Source organism: Streptomyces sp. NPDC004647, from assembly GCF_040609575.1.
Taxonomy (GTDB): Bacteria; Actinomycetota; Actinomycetes; order Streptomycetales; family Streptomycetaceae; genus Streptomyces.
Genome location: NZ_JBEXKU010000008.1, coordinates 83,463 through 98,439, shown reverse-complemented (window position 1 = coordinate 98,439; position 14,977 = coordinate 83,463). Strand labels below are relative to the sequence as shown.

Below are 14,977 nucleotides of genomic sequence, written 5' to 3'. Positions count from 1 at the left end.
GGTCATCAGGCCACGGGCCAGGAAGACCTAGGGAGGAAACCATCACCTCCAGCATTACTTGCATCCACCTGGCAGGGTCGCCGACCGCTGGGTCGTCGAGCCTCACGCCAGGGAGCTCCTCCAAGACCAATGTCGGTGGATTGCGGCGATGCCCCAACACGCGCGGAGCATGACCGTCCGGCATCTGCTGCAACGCGCGCCGCTCCCGCTCATACGGGCCTAGAGCGGCGCACCGCTTGACGTACCTTGCAGCCTTCGTCCCCGCGCTTCCCGCTCCTGGTACGTGCCAGAGCGAACGTCCCGACCGGTCAACATGGACGGGTATCCATCCTACGGCGCACTCTTCCTCGCTCGAGATTTCCACCGAGCCCATGTCCATAGGAAGCTCCTCGACTACGCATTTGATGCAAGAAGGAAAATTCCACGGGTGCAACAACGGCTATCCACATGGCCGTGGCGGTTCAGCCTGCTACGGCAACTTTGCTTGATCTGACGGGAGTTGGCACATCACGCCCGTGATATCACTCTGGTAATGCGTCGCACCGTGAAGGCGTACGCCAGCTTGGCGAGCCGAGGTCGGCACCGGTTCCGCAGGCCGGAGTCGCGTTAGCCCGTGGCTGCAAGACCAAGCCAGTGAGTTCGAGTGGGGCCTGTAGGCCATCGAGCATGCAGACGATCTTGTCGATGTTCGTGAGGCGACGCGCACCCGATTCCAGCATCGACAGGAACCCCTGACTCAACCCGGTTAGCGTGACCATGTCATCTTGACGGAAGTTGCCGATCTCACGTACGAGGGTGCACAGAGTTCCGAAGTCCCGAGTTGCTAGCGCCTCCTGGACGCGCACATCCGTCCATACTTCCGGCAGCACGCGAAGTGGCACCAGGGGCGAATCTCCAGGGGTCCGAAGGCATCCACTGCACCGGGCCTCACGGTTGTAGCGGCTGAGACGACAGCCGCACCGAGAGCATCGACGGTCGCGCTCGGCGATCACACCGACCCCGGCAATGCGCTCTCTCGGCACAGTCGTCATCCCCTCGTCGCTGTCAACCAGGCAGGCTTGCGTTGAGCCGGCAACGCTCGCTCCCCTGGCAGCCGCGAGCTCAGGCGGGGGACGAACGCCTCCTCTCGATCGACACTCTGTAGCCGGGCGGTTACCTTCGAAAGGGTGGACATGGGGGGCACTCTTTGTGTCCCCCTCTGTCCTCACGGTCTGCAGGTGTGGCGCGAGGCATGCGTGCAAGACTCGCTAAGGAAGGGACGTCTGACGGCTTCGTGGAGGGCGCAACATGATCGACGACCGCCCCCGCTGGGCGCAGCGCATGGAGTCCGAGCGCGCCGCTCGCGGCTGGAGCCCTCTCGACGCCGCCCGCGCCATGTGCGCCCATTCAAGCCACGAGCTGCCAGACGAACGGACACTCGCTCGATCGTGGCGCCGCTGGGAGTCCGGCGCGGTCGAGCCCCGAGACCACAAAGCTCTGATCGCGGCCGTCTTCGGCACAACCACCCACGCGTTCTTTCCGGTGGACCATCGCCGGGATGGAAACACCGAGGTGCTGGACGTCTCAGGCATGGACACCGTCGAGATCGTGGCCCGATTGCGGGCGTCGGATATCGACGAAGCCACCCTGGACGCGCTCCGCATCACGGTCGACAGGCTTTGCACGGAGTACGCCTACATGCCTGGCGATCAGCTGTTGATTGAAGGCAGAGCATGGCTCAACCGAGTCGTCAGCATGCAGCACCAGCGGCTCACACTCGGACAGCACCGTGATGTCCTGTCCCTCGCGGGAATGCTTACCTTGCTCGTGGGCTGCGTGGAGTACGACGGCGGGGGTGTGACCCGCACCCATGCGGAGGCCACCCGGCAAGCAGCCTTGATTATCGGACGCGAGGTCGGACACGCCGGTATCCAAGGGTGGGCACATGAGATGCGAGCGTGGTTCGCTCTCACGACTGGAGACATGCGCGGCGTAATATCCGCGGCCGATGCCGGTCTCGCTGTCGCGCCCGCTCAGTCCGTCGCCGTCCAGTTGCTGGCACAGAAAGCCAAGGCGTGGGCCAGGCTCGGCGACAGGCGCCAGACTGAAGTCGCGCTCGACGCCGGCCGCACCCTCCTGGAATCCATGCCATACCCGGAGAATGTACAAAACCATTTCGTAGTTGATCCCGGAAAGTGGGACTTCTACTCCATGGACTGCTATCGAAAGGTCGGCGACAACCAGATCTCCGAGACCTTGGCACGTGAAGTTCTGCGAGCCGGGGTGGACTTTGACGGGGCCGAGCGTTCGCCGATGCGCAACGCCGAAGCCCGGATCACCCTGGGCGTCGTCGCTGCCCGGGAAGGTGACCTAGAAACAGCCCTCGCCTATGGCGATCAGGCGTTGCGGGGTGACCGGCAGTCCCTTCCTTCGCTGACCATGGTCGCCAGCGACTTGGACGCAGTCCTCACCCAGCGATACGACAACGACCCTCAAGCGCGCGAGTTCATCCAACATATGCGCTCTCTGGACTCACGCTGATTAGAAGTCAACTAAGTCTCGTCGAAGCCGCCTCGGATGGAAAATGTGCTCGCTGCGCTGCCGATTGCGGAATCCTCGAGAGTCCTTCGACCCGTTTCTGGCTCGCTCCACGAGAAGTCGTACAGCGCGAAGTCGGTCACCGGACCGTACCTGACCCGTCGTCCGGGGCTTCCGGCGACATGATTGAGCGGGCAATGGGCGATGGCGAGACCCGGCTGAGTGAACGGGAGCGCCCTGTTTCCGTATCGGCCTGTGGCCGCAGTATCGGGCCAGTGAGTTCGAGGGGGACCTTCAGGCCGGCGAGAAGTTGAACAATTCTGTCTATGTTCGTGAGGCGGCGCGCGCCTGTTTCAAGCATTGACAGGAACGACTGACTCAACCCAGTCAGCGTGACCATGTCATCCTGTCGGAGACGTCCGAGGGTTCGGACCAGTGTGCAGAGTCTCCCGAAGTCTCGCTCTGCCAGGGCTAACCGGACTTCTGGCACGTCCCAGACCTGCTCGGGCACAGGGAGGGATGCCGGTGCTGTCGCCTGCCGTCCTCGGAGACAGGCGCTGCAGCAGTCCTCCTTGTTGTATCTGCTCAGTTGGCAGTCACACTCGTTGCAGCGGCGCGTGCGCATGGCAGTCACGGGTCCCTCAGCGGTGCGCAGTCCTGACACAGACATCCACTCCTCGGTGAACTGGTACCGGTGACGTACAGCGCGACGACCACAGGAGCCGGCCAGCATGTGACCGCTCCTGTTCATGGCCGTTCGCCGCCTCACCAGCGCATTCGGTAACGCACTCAGGGTGGCTCCGGCCAAAGCGAAGGACCCGGACAGTCTGTCCGGGTCCGATTTCTCGCGCTGCAAATTTTATTGACGGGGCCTCAGAACCTGGACCTTTCCAACTCGTCTAGTACAGCTCCCCACGGATACCGGCGCACCGGCATCCCAGCCCGCGGTTCGGCGAGCGGCCACACCGCATCTCCGTAGATCAACCGAACCCCCGCATCGTGCAGGGCCTCGATGTGTCCCTCCCACGCGGGGTGGCGGGCGTGCGCGGCGTTTACCCGCGGCCAGACCACAACCGGCAGATCGAGTGTCCCGATAGCCTCGTTGACTTGTGTCAACGCCTGGTTGTCCGAGATTCCTAGAGCGAGCTTCGCGACGGTGTTGGCGCTCGCGGGAGCAACCACGTAGCTGTCCACCGGAGGATGCGGGCGCGAGTCCCCGGGCAGACGCGATTCAGTCCGTACAGGTAGGTCCGTCAGCTCCTCGATCCTGGCGACCTCTCCGCTGGAACGGAGCCACTCGCCTGCTGTCGGCGTGAGCGTGACCGCCACGGTCCAGCCTCGTTCGAGGGCGGGAACCACGAGTCCCGTCCGCAGCTCCTCGACTCCGCCGGCGCCCGATCCCACAATGCCCAGCACCTTGCCCTGTATCAACCTCATTGCACCGCCCTGCACCGTTGGGCCATAGCCAGCAGCTCGGACGAGTGGCTGCCGCCAGTGACCGGGGACTGCTTCCTCAGATCACGAAGAGTCTCCCGCACCCGCGGATTGTTCCGGACGAGCTGCGGCGACGTGCGCTCGGCCTTGCGTAGCTCGCTGAAGGCGTCGTCGACGCGTCCGCTGAGGCACAGAGCACGGGCGTGGTCGATGCGGTGGGACACGGCCCGTTCCGGCGGCATGTGGTCGACATCGATGTCCCCGTGGTCGATGACGTACGGGATGTTCTCCAGGTCCAGCTCGATCGAGACGCGGTGCAGTTCGACGTTCGTCGGGCCGAAGCAGGTCTGCCAGTAGTTCTCGTCGGAGCCGAGCCGATCAGCCAGCCTCGTCGCTCGCTCAAGCAAGGAGCTGGCCGTGGACCTGTCCTGGTGACGCGCCGCGGCCACCGCCGCGCGCAGGTGAATCATGCCTAGCAGGCTCAGGGCGGCGGGATCGTCCGCGTCGACCTGGCGCGAGAGCCAAGCCGCCGCGGTGTCACCCAGCTCGAGGGCGTCCTCGTAACGTCCGTTGGCCAGGAGGGCATGAGTACCGGAGCGCGCGGCGGAGACGAGTGACAGCGGATCTTCGGACTCATCGGCAGCCCGCATGGCGCGCTCGGCCGCGAGCCATGACAGGTCGGACTCACCGATCTTGGCGAGGGTGGTTGCCGCCAGATGGTGTGTACGGGCGGAGACCGCGAGGCCGCGTCGCCGCTGATCGCCGTGTGGAAGGTCTTCAAGCTCCTGGGCCGTCCGGAGCAGACCGGGAAGCGCGGCGATGACGTCCCCGAGAACGCCTGCCTGGTAGTCACCCCAGCTGCGTTCCACGAACATCTGGGCTTGCTCCGGCCTGGGCAACTGTCTTTCTGCCGTTGGCCCGAACAGCAGCTTCGAGAGACGGCGGGGGCTCATCAACGCATCACGAACAGCCGGCACGTCGTCCATGTGCTTCTGATCGTCCTCCATGAGGAGGGGTTGCCCCATCAAGTCGCCGAGTGGGACGTGCAGCACGCGGGCGAGTTCGGCGAGCTTGTCGATCCTTGGAGCCTTCCGCACGCCTCGTTCGATCTTCGACAGCCAGTCGGTGCTATGCCCAACGAGCCCTGCGAGCACGGGCTGCGTGTACCCCCGGCGCTGGCGGTAGAACGCGATCCGCTCTCCGATGCTGAGGTGATCCCCAAGACCCCGCATGTGGGCTGCCTCCCCGGCTTTAGGTCTGCAATTCACGGTAGCGGCCGACCAGATCCCGGGATCAGGGAGTGATTCGGGCAGGTGGTGCCGGGCTCAGCATCCGCTCTCGGGTCTGAGGTGAGCCGGACACTCTGTCCGGCTTCGAGAGGCTCGGTGGATACCTGCTCGTATAGGAGACCTAGGCGCCGCTCTCGCGGACGACGAACAGGCCCTTCACGGGAATCGGCAATCACTGCCTTTGCCGAGGGTGGCCGCTGGCAGCCTCGCTGCCGTTCCCCCGAGTGGTACGACGGCGCCCCACAATCACGGGATGTCCTTCGAAACATTCATACCTTGGGCTCGCGATAGTCCGCCTGTCCGCATGGAGAGGTGCCGGTTAACCGCCCTCAACGGTAGGAGAGTTGACAGCTTAGAGCCGCTTCTCTCTACTCTCGTCGAACCGTCAGTTCCTCGATGGACGCTCGAAGTTTTGAGATGTCTTCAAGGCTGTCGAGGATGATGTCAGCGCCTGCGGCTGCAAGTTCGGCTCCCGTGGTCTTGCCCGAGGTGACGCCGATGACCGAAGCACCACCCTCAAGACCTGTGCGGACGTCCTCGAGGGAGTCTCCGATGATCACGGTGTTGGCGTGGGTGAAGACCGTTCCGTGTTTGGCTTGGGCGCGCTTCTGCGCGATGCCGACGAGCGCGGGCCGGTGGTCGTCGTCGGAGGCGAATCCGCCAATATCGGTATCGAGGTAGCCATCGAGGTTGAAGGCTGCGAGCTTAAGAGGCTGTCTCACGTGGCAAGTTCCGCGAGCTTCTTCAGTGGCTCGGGACAGTGGCCATGGCCGGGCTTCAGCACTGCCGGTCGTTGCGGTCCACGTACGGGATCTTGAGGCCACGAGTAGCCCATGGCAGGCTCATGCCGCATGATCGATGAATTCGCGAAGGGCACCCTGCACGGGCGACTGCGGCGGGACCGCAAGGCGCTGCTCTGGAAACTCGACGGCCTGTCCGAATACGACGCCCGCCGACCTTTGACAGCGACCGGGACCAACCTCCTCGGCCTGGTCAAACACGTGGCCAGCGTCGAGGCCAGGTACTTCGGCGAGGTCTTCGACCGGCCGTCCCCAGAACCGCTGCCCCGGTGGCAGGACCACGACGGCAGCGATCTGTGGGCGGCTGAGGACGAGACGCGCGATCAGATCATCGAGTCCTACCGGCGCACGTGGGAACACTCAGATGCGACGATCGACGAGCTTGCCCTCGATGCCCCGGGCCACGTGCCGTGGTGGCCGGAGCCTTTTTCCAACACGAACCTGTTCGCCATCCTGGTCCACGTCCTTGGCGAGACCAACCGGCATGCCGGGCACGCCGACATCCTGCGCGAAGGCGTGGACGGCCGAACCGGGATGCGGCCCGAACACGAGATGCAGATCGATGAGGACGCCCGCACCGCCTACTGCGCGAAGATCGAGCAGGCTGCCAGATCGGCCGCATCAGTCGAGGCATAGAAGGCTGTCCCCCCGTGACTTGATGCTTGATGTTCGAGCGGCATGATGCCGGCCGTGAGTGCTGATCTGTCGAAGCGTCTGGTTCCTGATGAGCTCTGGAGGCTGGTCGCCCCGTTACTGCCGTCGTTCGCGGCTCGACCGCAAGGTGGCGGGACCGCTCCGCGCGACCAGCGGGCCGTGTTCACCGCAGTGGTGTACGTGCTGACCAGCGGCTGTGCCTGGCGGCATCTGCCGCCGACGTTCGGCACGTCCTCCGCCACCGCGCATCGCCGCTCCATGGTATGGACCGAGGCCGGCCTGTGGCGTCGGCTGCATCGGGCGGTGCTGGACGAACTCGGGGTCCGGGGCGAAGTGGACTGGACCTCGGCGATCGTCGACGCGGCCTCCGTTCGCGCCAAAAGGGGGGATCGCTGACAGGGCCGAACCCGGTCGACCGCGGCAAGAAGGGCAGCAAGCTGCACGTGCTGTCCGATGCTCAGGGCATCCCGCTCGCCGTCGCCGTGTCAGGTGCGAACATGCACGACAGTCTCGCCCTCAAGCCGCTCATCCTCGGCATCCCCGCCGTCCGGTCCCGCCGGGGACCCCGGCGGCGCCAGCCCGTCAAACTCCGCGCGGACAAGGCGTACTTCTCCGCCGAACACCTCATCTGGCTGCACGAGCGTGGGCTCGTCGCGCGCATCGCGCGACCAGGCATCGAGTCCGGCGAACGCCTCGGTCGGCACCGCTGGAAAATCGAGCGGTCGATCGCTTGGCTCTTCGGCTACCGCCGCCTGACCATCCGATACGAACGAAAGGGCTCGCACTTCCTCGCCTTCCTCGGCCTGGCCGCTGCCCTGACCTGCTACAAGAAGCTCGCGAAACTTGCCACGTGAGACGCCCTCTAAGCATGGCGTTCGGCTTGAGGTTGCCGGTGACGGCCGTCGGCACCCAGTGCTGGTTCTCGTGTACTGCCTGGAGCGCGGCCTCCGCACCAGGCATGAGGACGCCTTGGCTGCGGAGGTCTTCTGTATGGGATGCGAGCCGATTGGGCAGCAGCTCCACCATGCGCGGCAGCAGCTCTGGGACCGTCGCCTCCGGTACTCCGTTGTCAAGGAGCAGGGAGCGGATGGCGAGGGGCATGGTCACGCCGGTTCCGCGCGCCGGCAGACGCTCGGCGGGGCGGCCGATGACTTCGGCAAAGGTCTCGCGGTATACCTGGCGGTCGATGTCTCCGACGTAGAGCAGCGTGCGGTCGATGTCCCAGAGGATGAGGGTCTGCTGCTCCTCGCTCTCGTTCAATTCGTTGCTCCCATCACGGCGGCGGCACGGTCCAGTAGCTCTTGAGCGTCCCGAGTTGTATTGGCTCAGTTGGCAGCCGCACTGTTCACAGCGTCGCGGCGGCTGCGCAAGCACCTCTTCCCCCCGGTTGAGCACGGCCCTGTTGGCTCAACTGCCCCTTGTGAACCCGTAATCACGCCAGTGATATCACCTGGGAAATGTGTGCACTGGGCGTTTTCCCGTCACTCTGGAACTCCCGCAGTGCGTGGCGTCGACGAATCGGCCGGGAACGGATCATTCGGGCGCACGCCTGTCCCTGGCGCTGCGGATGCGCAGTTGTCCCTGAACTCGTCTACCGGAGTCCAAGGTGTCCTCGGTCTTACACGTTCGGCTCACGCAGTCTCGGCCGGGCCGCCGGTGGGAGACGGCGTGGCGGCCTCTCTTGCGTTGCGGCACGATCTCCTTCGCGGGGGTGTGCTGTGGCCGATAGCATCTCCGCCGTCGTGCTGCTGGCCATCATCGCCTTCCTGCTCATCAAGAAAGGCGGACTCAACGCCGGGCACGCGATCGTCTGCATCCTTCTGGGCTTCTACCTGGCCAGCTCCTCGGTCGCGCCCACGATCTCTGGAGCCACTTCGCGCGTGATCGAAATGATCGGCGGAATCAAGTTCTAACGGTGAGTACAACCACCGACAGGGTGGCAAGTCGTCCGTTTCTTCTGACTTGACCGCTCAGTCCCTCTACATAATCGCTCGTCTGCTACGTCGAGTTTCCGCTGCGGCGGACGCATTCCGGAGGCTAGAAGGTGTTAATGGACGCCGCCATGGAGCGCGGCGAGCAAATATCCCACTCGTCTGAAGCGACGGTGGCGGGATAGTCATGAGACGTATACCGGCGTTCGACCGGCATCCGGCTCGTGATGACCTCCCGCTGCGGGCGGTGCTGGATGACGCTGCGATGGGCCGGTGGGAAGGTGCCCGCGAACTGCTGGCCGCGACCGCTGCGGACTGGGACCGACGCATCTTCCGCCTCCAAGTTCTCGCCCGCGCCGGGGTGCGGTTGACGTTCGCTGATACGTGGGCACAGGCAGAACCGCGGTCCCCCCACGCCTTGGCCCTCCTTGCGACCGTCCAAGCCTTGCGGTCGATGGCCGGCCTGCGGGGTGGGGGCAACAACGTGGCGATGGGGCGAGCGTGGGAAATCTGCGATGCCGCCTGCGAGGCCCTGCCGGCTGATCCGACACCGTACGTCGTCATGCTCGCTCTCCTCCGCTACCACTCCCCGAGCAGTGACCGGCAATGGCGGGCGACGGTGCAGACGGTGTGGAAGCAGGTGGAGGAGCGCGACCCGTGGAACAGAGAGGCGCACCACGAGCTCCTCACTTACATGTTCCCCTCCTGGCATGGCGTAGGGGGCGAAGTGTTCCACTGGGCACAGGAGCGATGCGCGCACATCCCCCGGGGGCTGCCGCTCCACACTCTCCCTTTGGTCGCTCTCGCCGAGTCCCACCGTGTACGGATGGAGAGGGAGGGGCACCGGTACGGGCTGACGGTTCATCCGTGGACGGACAACCCTTCGACGCGGCAGACATGGGAGAACTGGTGGACGTACCGGGCCCCCGGCAGCCCGCACGCCGCCTTCCATGAGGACGCAAACTACCTCGCCCATGCCCTGTCCTTCGCGAATCAGCACAGGGAAGCCGCGGAGGTATTTGATGCCATCGGCCCGTACGCCACCGACGTTCCCTGGAGCTACTGCGGGGACGCTCCGACGCTGTTCATCCGCCATCGCACCTGGGCGGTCAAGGCCTCTGCACCGTAATGCCTTTCGCAGGTAGTGGCTTCAACGCTCCCTGCGCATCTACCAGTTACGACCAACGGAAGTAGGTCTTGTCATGCCCTTGGACATACCGAGCGTCACACCGTCGGAAGAGGAACGCCTCGCAGAGCTCGGCATCACCCAGACTCTGGATCGCTCCATGTCGGGGCGCCAGAATTTTGCCGTCTCGTTCACGATCATCAGCATCCTGTCCGGCTGCCTGACCATGTACGGGTTCGGCATGAACACCGGCGGGCCCGCCGTGATCATGTGGGGGTGGGTGCTCGTCGGGCTGATGACCCTCTTCGTCGGCCTGGCCATGGCCGAGGTCTGCTCCTCCTACCCGACCTCCGCCGGTCTGTACTTCTGGGCCCACAAACTCGCCCCGCGCAAGTCCGCTCCGGCCTGGGCCTGGTTCACCGGCTGGTTCAACACGCTCGGGCAGGTCGCCGTCACCGCGGGCATCGACTTCGGCGCCGCATCGTTCCTCAACGCCTACCTGAACCTTCAGTTTGGGTACGGCGCCACCCCCGGCCACACGATCACGCTCTTCGGCCTCATCCTGCTGCTGCATGCCGCCGTGAACACCTTCCGGGTGCGCATCGTGGGCTTCTTCAACACCGTCTCCGTGTGGTGGCATCTGATCGGCGTCGTCGTGATCGTCGGCGCGCTCCTCGCGATTCCCGACAAGCACCAGTCACCTGGGTTCGTGTTCACAGAGTTCGTCAACAACACCGGCTGGGGCTCCGCCGTCTACGTGGCCCTCATCGGCCTGCTGATGGCCCAGTACACGTTCACTGGCTACGACGCGTCCGCCCACATGACCGAGGAGACGAAGAACGCGTCCGTGGAGGGACCGAGGGGCATCGTCCGGTCCATCCTCGTCTCCTGGGCGGCTGGCTTCGTCCTCCTCTTCGGCCTGACGTTCGCCATCCAGTCCTACACAGGCTCCCTCGAGTCCGAGACGGGAGTGCCGCCAGCGCAGATCTTCATGGACGCCCTCGGGGCCAGCACCGGCAAGATGATGCTCCTCATCGTCATCGGCGCCCAGCTGTTCTGCGGCATGGCATCCGTGACCGCGAACTCCCGCATGATCTACGCCTTCTCGCGCGACGGCGCGCTCCCGTTCTCCACCGTGTGGCACAGACTCCACCCGGGAACCCGCACCCCGACCAACGCCGTCTGGCTCGCAGCCGGGGGCGCGTTCCTCCTCGGCCTGCCCTATCTGTTCAACACCACCGCGTACGCCGCCGTCACCTCCATCGCAACGATCGGCCTCTACATCGCCTACGTCGTCCCCACCCTCCTGCGCCTGCGCCAAGGGGAGAACTTCAGGCGGGGCCCCTGGCACCTGGGCCGCTGGTCCAAGCCCGTCGGCGTCCTCGCGGTGATCTGGGTCGCGATCATCACCGTCCTGTTCATGCTGCCCCAAGCCAGCCCGGTGACCATCGAGACGTTCAACTACGCGTCCCTCGCCGTGGGCGTGGTGCTCGCCTTCGCCGGAACCTGGTGGCTCGCCTCCGCACGCAAGTGGTTCCTGAACCCGAACCACCCACGGAACGCCGCACCGCTCAGCCCCGTACCGCAGAAGGCGGCCCGATGACGCTCACCGAACTACGACGTGCGCGAACGGCACGATAGGACCGCCAGCGCACTCACCCGTTGGTTGAGGCGCGCCGCCTGTCCGAGTTGATCCAAGGCTGGCTCGGATTGGCTGGCGGGCCGGCCCTTGGCGTTCGCTTCGCTGTTTCAACTCGCGCTGCTGCCATCGGATTTGGGCTTCGCACCCGGCCCCCCTGCGCCATTCCGCTGCAGGGCACGGCCGCGCCGCCTATGGACGACGTTACGGTCACCGCCGCCCTCTTCCGCGCCCTGCTGACCGAAGCTGCCCGCCATCACAAGGTCACCGGCGTCGCCGAGCTCGTCCGCGTGGCCAGCCGGACGCCACGCGCCGCCCAGCCAACCCAGCTCGAACTGTCCTGACCGCCGACGACACCCGAGGAACTTCCCGTGCCCGAGCTCAACAGTCCGCCTCCTATCGCCATGCCGTCGGTGGAGGAGACGCGTGCGTACTACGCCGTACAGCCAGCTCCCCTGCTCGCCGCCACGGGCCTGGTGGTGGACACGCGCGACCGTGTGTTGATGCTCACCCCGTCACACAAAGATCATCTGGACCTTCCTGGCGGGCTGGTCAGTGACACCGAGTCGCCGGAGGAGGGGCTGGCCCGGGAGCTGAAAGAGGAGCTGGACCTGGGCGTGCCGGTCGGCCGACTCCTGGCGGTTGACTCCGGCCTGCCCTCTGAGCGAGGCCGCTCGGTGGTCATGCACCTTCATCTGGTCGGGCCATTGGACGAGGATCAGGTCGCAGCGATCTCCTTCCCGGACGGCGAGATCGCGGCGAACTGGCACGCGCCCGAGGAGGCTATCGCGCGTCTGCCGGAGCCACTCGCTGCGCGACTGCGTGCGGGCCTGGCCGCGTGGCACATCGGGTCGGTAGCCCACTTGGTCGATGGCCAGGTCCAGCCCGGCTCCCCCGCAGGGCTTGCCGCGCAACGGCGGGCCGAACTGGAACATGCGAACCTCCTTGATCCAGCTTCATGCCGGGCAGTTCGGCCAAAGGTGCTGGCCGGGTCGACCGTCCTGTTCACCGACGCAGCCGGACGGGTCCTGCTGATCCAGCCCACCTACCGCACGGATGGAGGGTGGGAGCTGCCCGGCAGCGATGTGGACAGCGATCTCGGGGAGAACCCAAGGCAGGCCGCACGCCGTGCAGTCCGCGAACAGCTCGGCCTGGACGCCCCGATGGGTCGGCTGCTGGCCACGAACTGGGCGAACAAGACCCCCCACCCTGCGCAGGTCGGGTTCACCTACAACGGCGGGGTGCTCGGCGAGGCCGACCTAGCCCGGCTCCGTACCGACACCACGGAGATCCACCAGTGGCGCATGGCCGAGTTGAGCGAGGTGGCATCCGTGGTCGCCGACCCGCTGTACCGGCGTATCGAAGCCTGCCTGTCCGCGCTGCACGAGGCCACCGGCCCGCTGGAGCTGTATGGGGGCGTCCCTTGGGCCTGACACCGCCAGCCTGCCCAGCCGGAACAGACAGGAGCATCAATGACGAAGCAAAGTTCGCGTCCCGACGATGCGTCGTCTGCGGAGCCCTCCGAGTCAGAGCATCTACTCTTCGGCGGCCCGCTGCGCTACGACCTCGGCTGGAATAGGCACCAAGATGCCTTCCTTCACCTGGGCTTACGGTCGATGGTGACGCGGCTTCCACATCTGCTCGTCACTACAGGCCAGTTGGCTTGGCAGGCGGATAAGCGCGCTTTGCGTCTGGTCGCGTGCGCGGAGATCGGTCGGGGCATCAGCCAGGCGGTCGGCCTCATCGCTGTGAACCGGGTCGAAGCTCTTCGCTCGGTCAGCCGGATGCGGGAAGATTGCTTGTGTGAGTCCTGCCCAGCTTGTGATGCCGACCGCCGCTCCGTCATTCAGGGACGTGCGCCTCCGAGCCTTTGAGGAGCGCGATGTGGGTATGCTCATGGACCTGTCGACCGATGCATACGTGCCAAAGACCGGCTCGCTACCTGGCAACGCCAGCCGCCAGGAGGCCCTCGCATACATCGAGCGGCAGATCAGCCATCTCCGCACCGGGACTGGCTACTCCTTCTGCGTGGCGGACAAGGACACCGAGGAGGCGCTCGGGACGGCCGGTCTGTACCTCGCACCCATCGCCGCAGGCCGGGCTACAGCGGGGTACTCCGTCGCGCCTCGCTACCGGGGTCGCAAGGTCGCGGGTCACGCGCTCATCGCGCTGACGCGGTTTGCCTGGTCCATACCGGAGCTATATCGAATCGAGCTCTACATAGAGCCATGGAATGTGGCTTCCGTGCGCACGGCTGAACTCGCAGGATTTGAGCGCGAGGGGCTGCTTCGAAGCCATCAGGAGATCGGCGGCAAGCGCGTGGACATGCTCGTGTATGCCGCGATCAGACCGACAACCTTGACCGAATGACAGAGCTAGCGTAGGGCTCAGGTGGCGAAGTGATCGACCGTCCGCGTAGTAGGCAGACTGGCCACCCGCCTGCGTCGGCTTCCTGGAGTACGGTCGGCAGGGCGTCGCCAAGGCCCTGACTTGGCATCAATCCGGCAAGGTGCCAGTTAGATTAGAGACGAAGTCAATGCCACCCGTCCAACACTGCGGCGGCCACCTCCGGCAGGGAGCATTCAGTGGCAGTGACAGCGAAGTCCTCGACCTGGGCGCCGTCGAGGATCTGGTCGAGCTCGCCCGATCGGTTCAGATGCCATTACAGGGCGGCGTCTTCGCCCTCGTGGCGCCGGGCGAGTCGTTGATGGACAACCGGCAGTTCAACGCGCAATCGGCACACCGTGAGGTCGACTCCGATCGCTTGTCTGTACCGGTCCAGGCCACCCCGATCCTCGACGACGCCCGCCATGACGAGCCGAACGGCCCCTGCGTCAAGGAAGTTGTGCGAGAGGCAGCGCAGATTGCGCAACTCCATTGCGGAGTTGAACCTGTCGTTCGGCGGCGTGGGCCAGCACCTGCGGAGCCAGTCGAGGTCGATGACGGCATGGGGGATCTCGCGATCGGTGAGCAGGTCGCCTACCGCATCCGCGACCGACGTCTTGCCCACCCCCACAGTCCCGCTGATCAAAAGGGCCCGCGGCGATTCACGTCCAGTGGCGTCCATGGCCGGATCGTAGAGCGCGGCGCTTTCGCCCGTGATCGTTTCTTCGGGCACGGCCCAGGTGGTGCTCGTAGGAGCAGGCCAATACGGCTGGGCATGGGGAGCGACGTAGCGGAGTACGCCGGCACCTGGCGTGCTCGCCCAGCGGCACCGGGCGGGCTTGCGGCTCCTCGTGGCTACCGGATGCCTACCTGGGCAAGGCCATCAGGCCGTGATCCTGGGCTAGCCGGACGACGACATCGGCGACGGATTCCAGAGGTAGCCCGGCGTCGACCACCGATGCCCCGAGCTCCTTCATCTGGGCCTGGAACCCAGGAGCCCATTCGATCAGTACCTTGCGGGTGTCGCCGATGCGTCCGAAGTCGTTCCCGCGAGTGGGCTGGTCCAGTCGCCGGAGCATCGTGGGGATATCGACTTCCAACAGGATCACCAGGTCGAAGCGGCCGATGAACTCCATGATGTTCTCGGCGCTACCGCAGACGAACATGGTGTTCTCCGAGGGCCTGGTCAGGAGTTCTTCCGC

Annotated in this window: 14 protein-coding genes and 1 pseudogene; 10 read left to right on the top strand and 5 right to left on the bottom strand. The window is 65.4% G+C overall.

Annotated features, from left to right (window positions below; translation table 11 throughout):
• Window positions 1-1,287: 1,287 nt before the first annotated feature.
• Window positions 1,288-2,520, top strand: a complete 1,233-nt coding sequence (locus ABZW18_RS05720) for an XRE family transcriptional regulator (RefSeq protein ID WP_356182557.1) — start codon at window positions 1,288-1,290, stop codon at window positions 2,518-2,520.
• Window positions 2,521-3,390: 870 nt separating this feature from the next.
• Here the strand turns inward: ABZW18_RS05720 and ABZW18_RS05715 are convergent.
• The 3 genes from ABZW18_RS05715 to ABZW18_RS05705 all read right to left on the bottom strand — a co-directional run bounded on the left by ABZW18_RS05715 (window position 3,391) and on the right by ABZW18_RS05705 (window position 5,962).
• Window positions 3,391-3,954 (bottom strand): flavoprotein, encoded by a 564-nt coding sequence (locus ABZW18_RS05715; RefSeq protein ID WP_356182554.1) that lies wholly within the window; start codon window positions 3,952-3,954, stop codon window positions 3,391-3,393.
• Window positions 3,951-5,183 (bottom strand): helix-turn-helix transcriptional regulator, encoded by a 1,233-nt coding sequence (locus ABZW18_RS05710; protein WP_356182551.1) that lies wholly within the window; start codon window positions 5,181-5,183, stop codon window positions 3,951-3,953. The genes ABZW18_RS05715 and ABZW18_RS05710 overlap by 4 nt, the downstream gene beginning before the upstream one ends.
• A 425-nt stretch (window positions 5,184-5,608) precedes the next feature.
• Window positions 5,609-5,962 carry an HAD hydrolase-like protein gene (locus tag ABZW18_RS05705; protein ID WP_356182549.1) on the bottom strand — a complete coding sequence of 118 codons (354 nt, stop codon included), beginning with the start codon at window positions 5,960-5,962 and terminating at the stop codon, window positions 5,609-5,611.
• A 129-nt stretch (window positions 5,963-6,091) separates the two neighbouring features.
• Here ABZW18_RS05705 and ABZW18_RS05700 point away from each other — a divergent pair, with 129 nt between their 5' ends.
• From ABZW18_RS05700 to ABZW18_RS05660, 9 genes and pseudogenes are all read left to right on the top strand, one after another.
• The gene (locus tag ABZW18_RS05700) at window positions 6,092-6,676 is read left to right on the top strand and encodes a DinB family protein (protein ID WP_356182546.1); all 585 of its coding nucleotides are present in this window, start codon (window positions 6,092-6,094) and stop codon (window positions 6,674-6,676) included.
• 66 nt (window positions 6,677-6,742) lie between these two features.
• Window positions 6,743-7,548 (top strand): IS5 family transposase gene (locus tag ABZW18_RS05695; protein WP_356182638.1). Its coding sequence is split into 2 segments (ribosomal slippage): window positions 6,743-7,073 and window positions 7,073-7,548, totalling 807 coding nucleotides; the frame shifts between segments, so codons are not numbered across the junction.
• An 864-nt stretch (window positions 7,549-8,412) separates the two neighbouring features.
• The gene (locus tag ABZW18_RS05690) at window positions 8,413-8,607 is read left to right on the top strand and encodes a hypothetical protein (RefSeq protein ID WP_356182543.1); all 195 of its coding nucleotides are present in this window, start codon (window positions 8,413-8,415) and stop codon (window positions 8,605-8,607) included.
• A 205-nt stretch (window positions 8,608-8,812) separates the two neighbouring features.
• Window positions 8,813-9,754 (top strand): hypothetical protein, encoded by a 942-nt coding sequence (locus tag ABZW18_RS05685; RefSeq protein ID WP_356182541.1) that lies wholly within the window; start codon window positions 8,813-8,815, stop codon window positions 9,752-9,754.
• 73 nt (window positions 9,755-9,827) lie between these two features.
• The gene (locus ABZW18_RS05680; RefSeq protein WP_356182539.1) at window positions 9,828-11,354 is read left to right on the top strand and encodes an amino acid permease; all 1,527 of its coding nucleotides are present in this window, start codon (window positions 9,828-9,830) and stop codon (window positions 11,352-11,354) included.
• Window positions 11,355-11,584: 230 nt separating this feature from the next.
• A complete protein-coding gene (locus ABZW18_RS05675) occupies window positions 11,585-11,734 on the top strand; it encodes a hypothetical protein (protein ID WP_356182536.1) in 150 nt (49 codons plus the stop codon).
• A gap of 27 nt (window positions 11,735-11,761) precedes the next feature.
• Window positions 11,762-12,823: an NUDIX hydrolase gene (locus tag ABZW18_RS05670; RefSeq protein WP_356182533.1), complete on the top strand. Its 1,062-nt coding sequence runs from the start codon at window positions 11,762-11,764 to the stop codon at window positions 12,821-12,823.
• Between the two features lie 39 nt (window positions 12,824-12,862).
• Window positions 12,863-13,150: pseudogene (locus ABZW18_RS05665) on the top strand (ABC transporter ATP-binding protein); the annotation flags it as partial.
• A gap of 130 nt (window positions 13,151-13,280) precedes the next feature.
• A complete protein-coding gene (locus tag ABZW18_RS05660) occupies window positions 13,281-13,760 on the top strand; it encodes a GNAT family protein (protein ID WP_356182636.1) in 480 nt (159 codons plus the stop codon).
• Window positions 13,761-14,052: 292 nt separating this feature from the next.
• On the opposite strand, the gene ABZW18_RS05655 is transcribed toward ABZW18_RS05660, so the two are convergent.
• Window positions 14,053-14,508, bottom strand: coding sequence for a hypothetical protein (locus ABZW18_RS05655; protein WP_356182530.1), 456 nt, complete (start codon window positions 14,506-14,508; stop codon window positions 14,053-14,055).
• A 133-nt stretch (window positions 14,509-14,641) separates the two neighbouring features.
• Window positions 14,642-14,941, bottom strand: coding sequence for a hypothetical protein (locus ABZW18_RS05650; protein ID WP_356182527.1), 300 nt, complete (start codon window positions 14,939-14,941; stop codon window positions 14,642-14,644).
• Window positions 14,942-14,977: the final 36 nt, after the last annotated feature.

Bases quoted from the DNA above. Each gene is read 5' to 3' on its own strand.
- ABZW18_RS05715 (WP_356182554.1), bottom strand. From the start codon at position 3,954: ATGAGGTTGATACAGGGCAAGGTGCTGGGCATTGTGGGATCGGGCGCC.
- ABZW18_RS05710 (WP_356182551.1), bottom strand. From the start codon at position 5,183: ATGCGGGGTCTTGGGGATCACCTCAGCATCGGAGAGCGGATCGCGTTC.
- ABZW18_RS05700 (WP_356182546.1), top strand. From the start codon at position 6,092: ATGATCGATGAATTCGCGAAGGGCACCCTGCACGGGCGACTGCGGCGG.
- ABZW18_RS05720 (WP_356182557.1), top strand. From the start codon at position 1,288: ATGATCGACGACCGCCCCCGCTGGGCGCAGCGCATGGAGTCCGAGCGC.
- ABZW18_RS05675 (WP_356182536.1), top strand. From the start codon at position 11,585: ATGGACGACGTTACGGTCACCGCCGCCCTCTTCCGCGCCCTGCTGACC.
- ABZW18_RS05660 (WP_356182636.1), top strand. From the start codon at position 13,281: ATGCTCATGGACCTGTCGACCGATGCATACGTGCCAAAGACCGGCTCG.
- ABZW18_RS05680 (WP_356182539.1), top strand. From the start codon at position 9,828: ATGCCCTTGGACATACCGAGCGTCACACCGTCGGAAGAGGAACGCCTC.
- ABZW18_RS05650 (WP_356182527.1), bottom strand. From the start codon at position 14,941: ATGTTCGTCTGCGGTAGCGCCGAGAACATCATGGAGTTCATCGGCCGC.
- ABZW18_RS05685 (WP_356182541.1), top strand. From the start codon at position 8,813: ATGAGACGTATACCGGCGTTCGACCGGCATCCGGCTCGTGATGACCTC.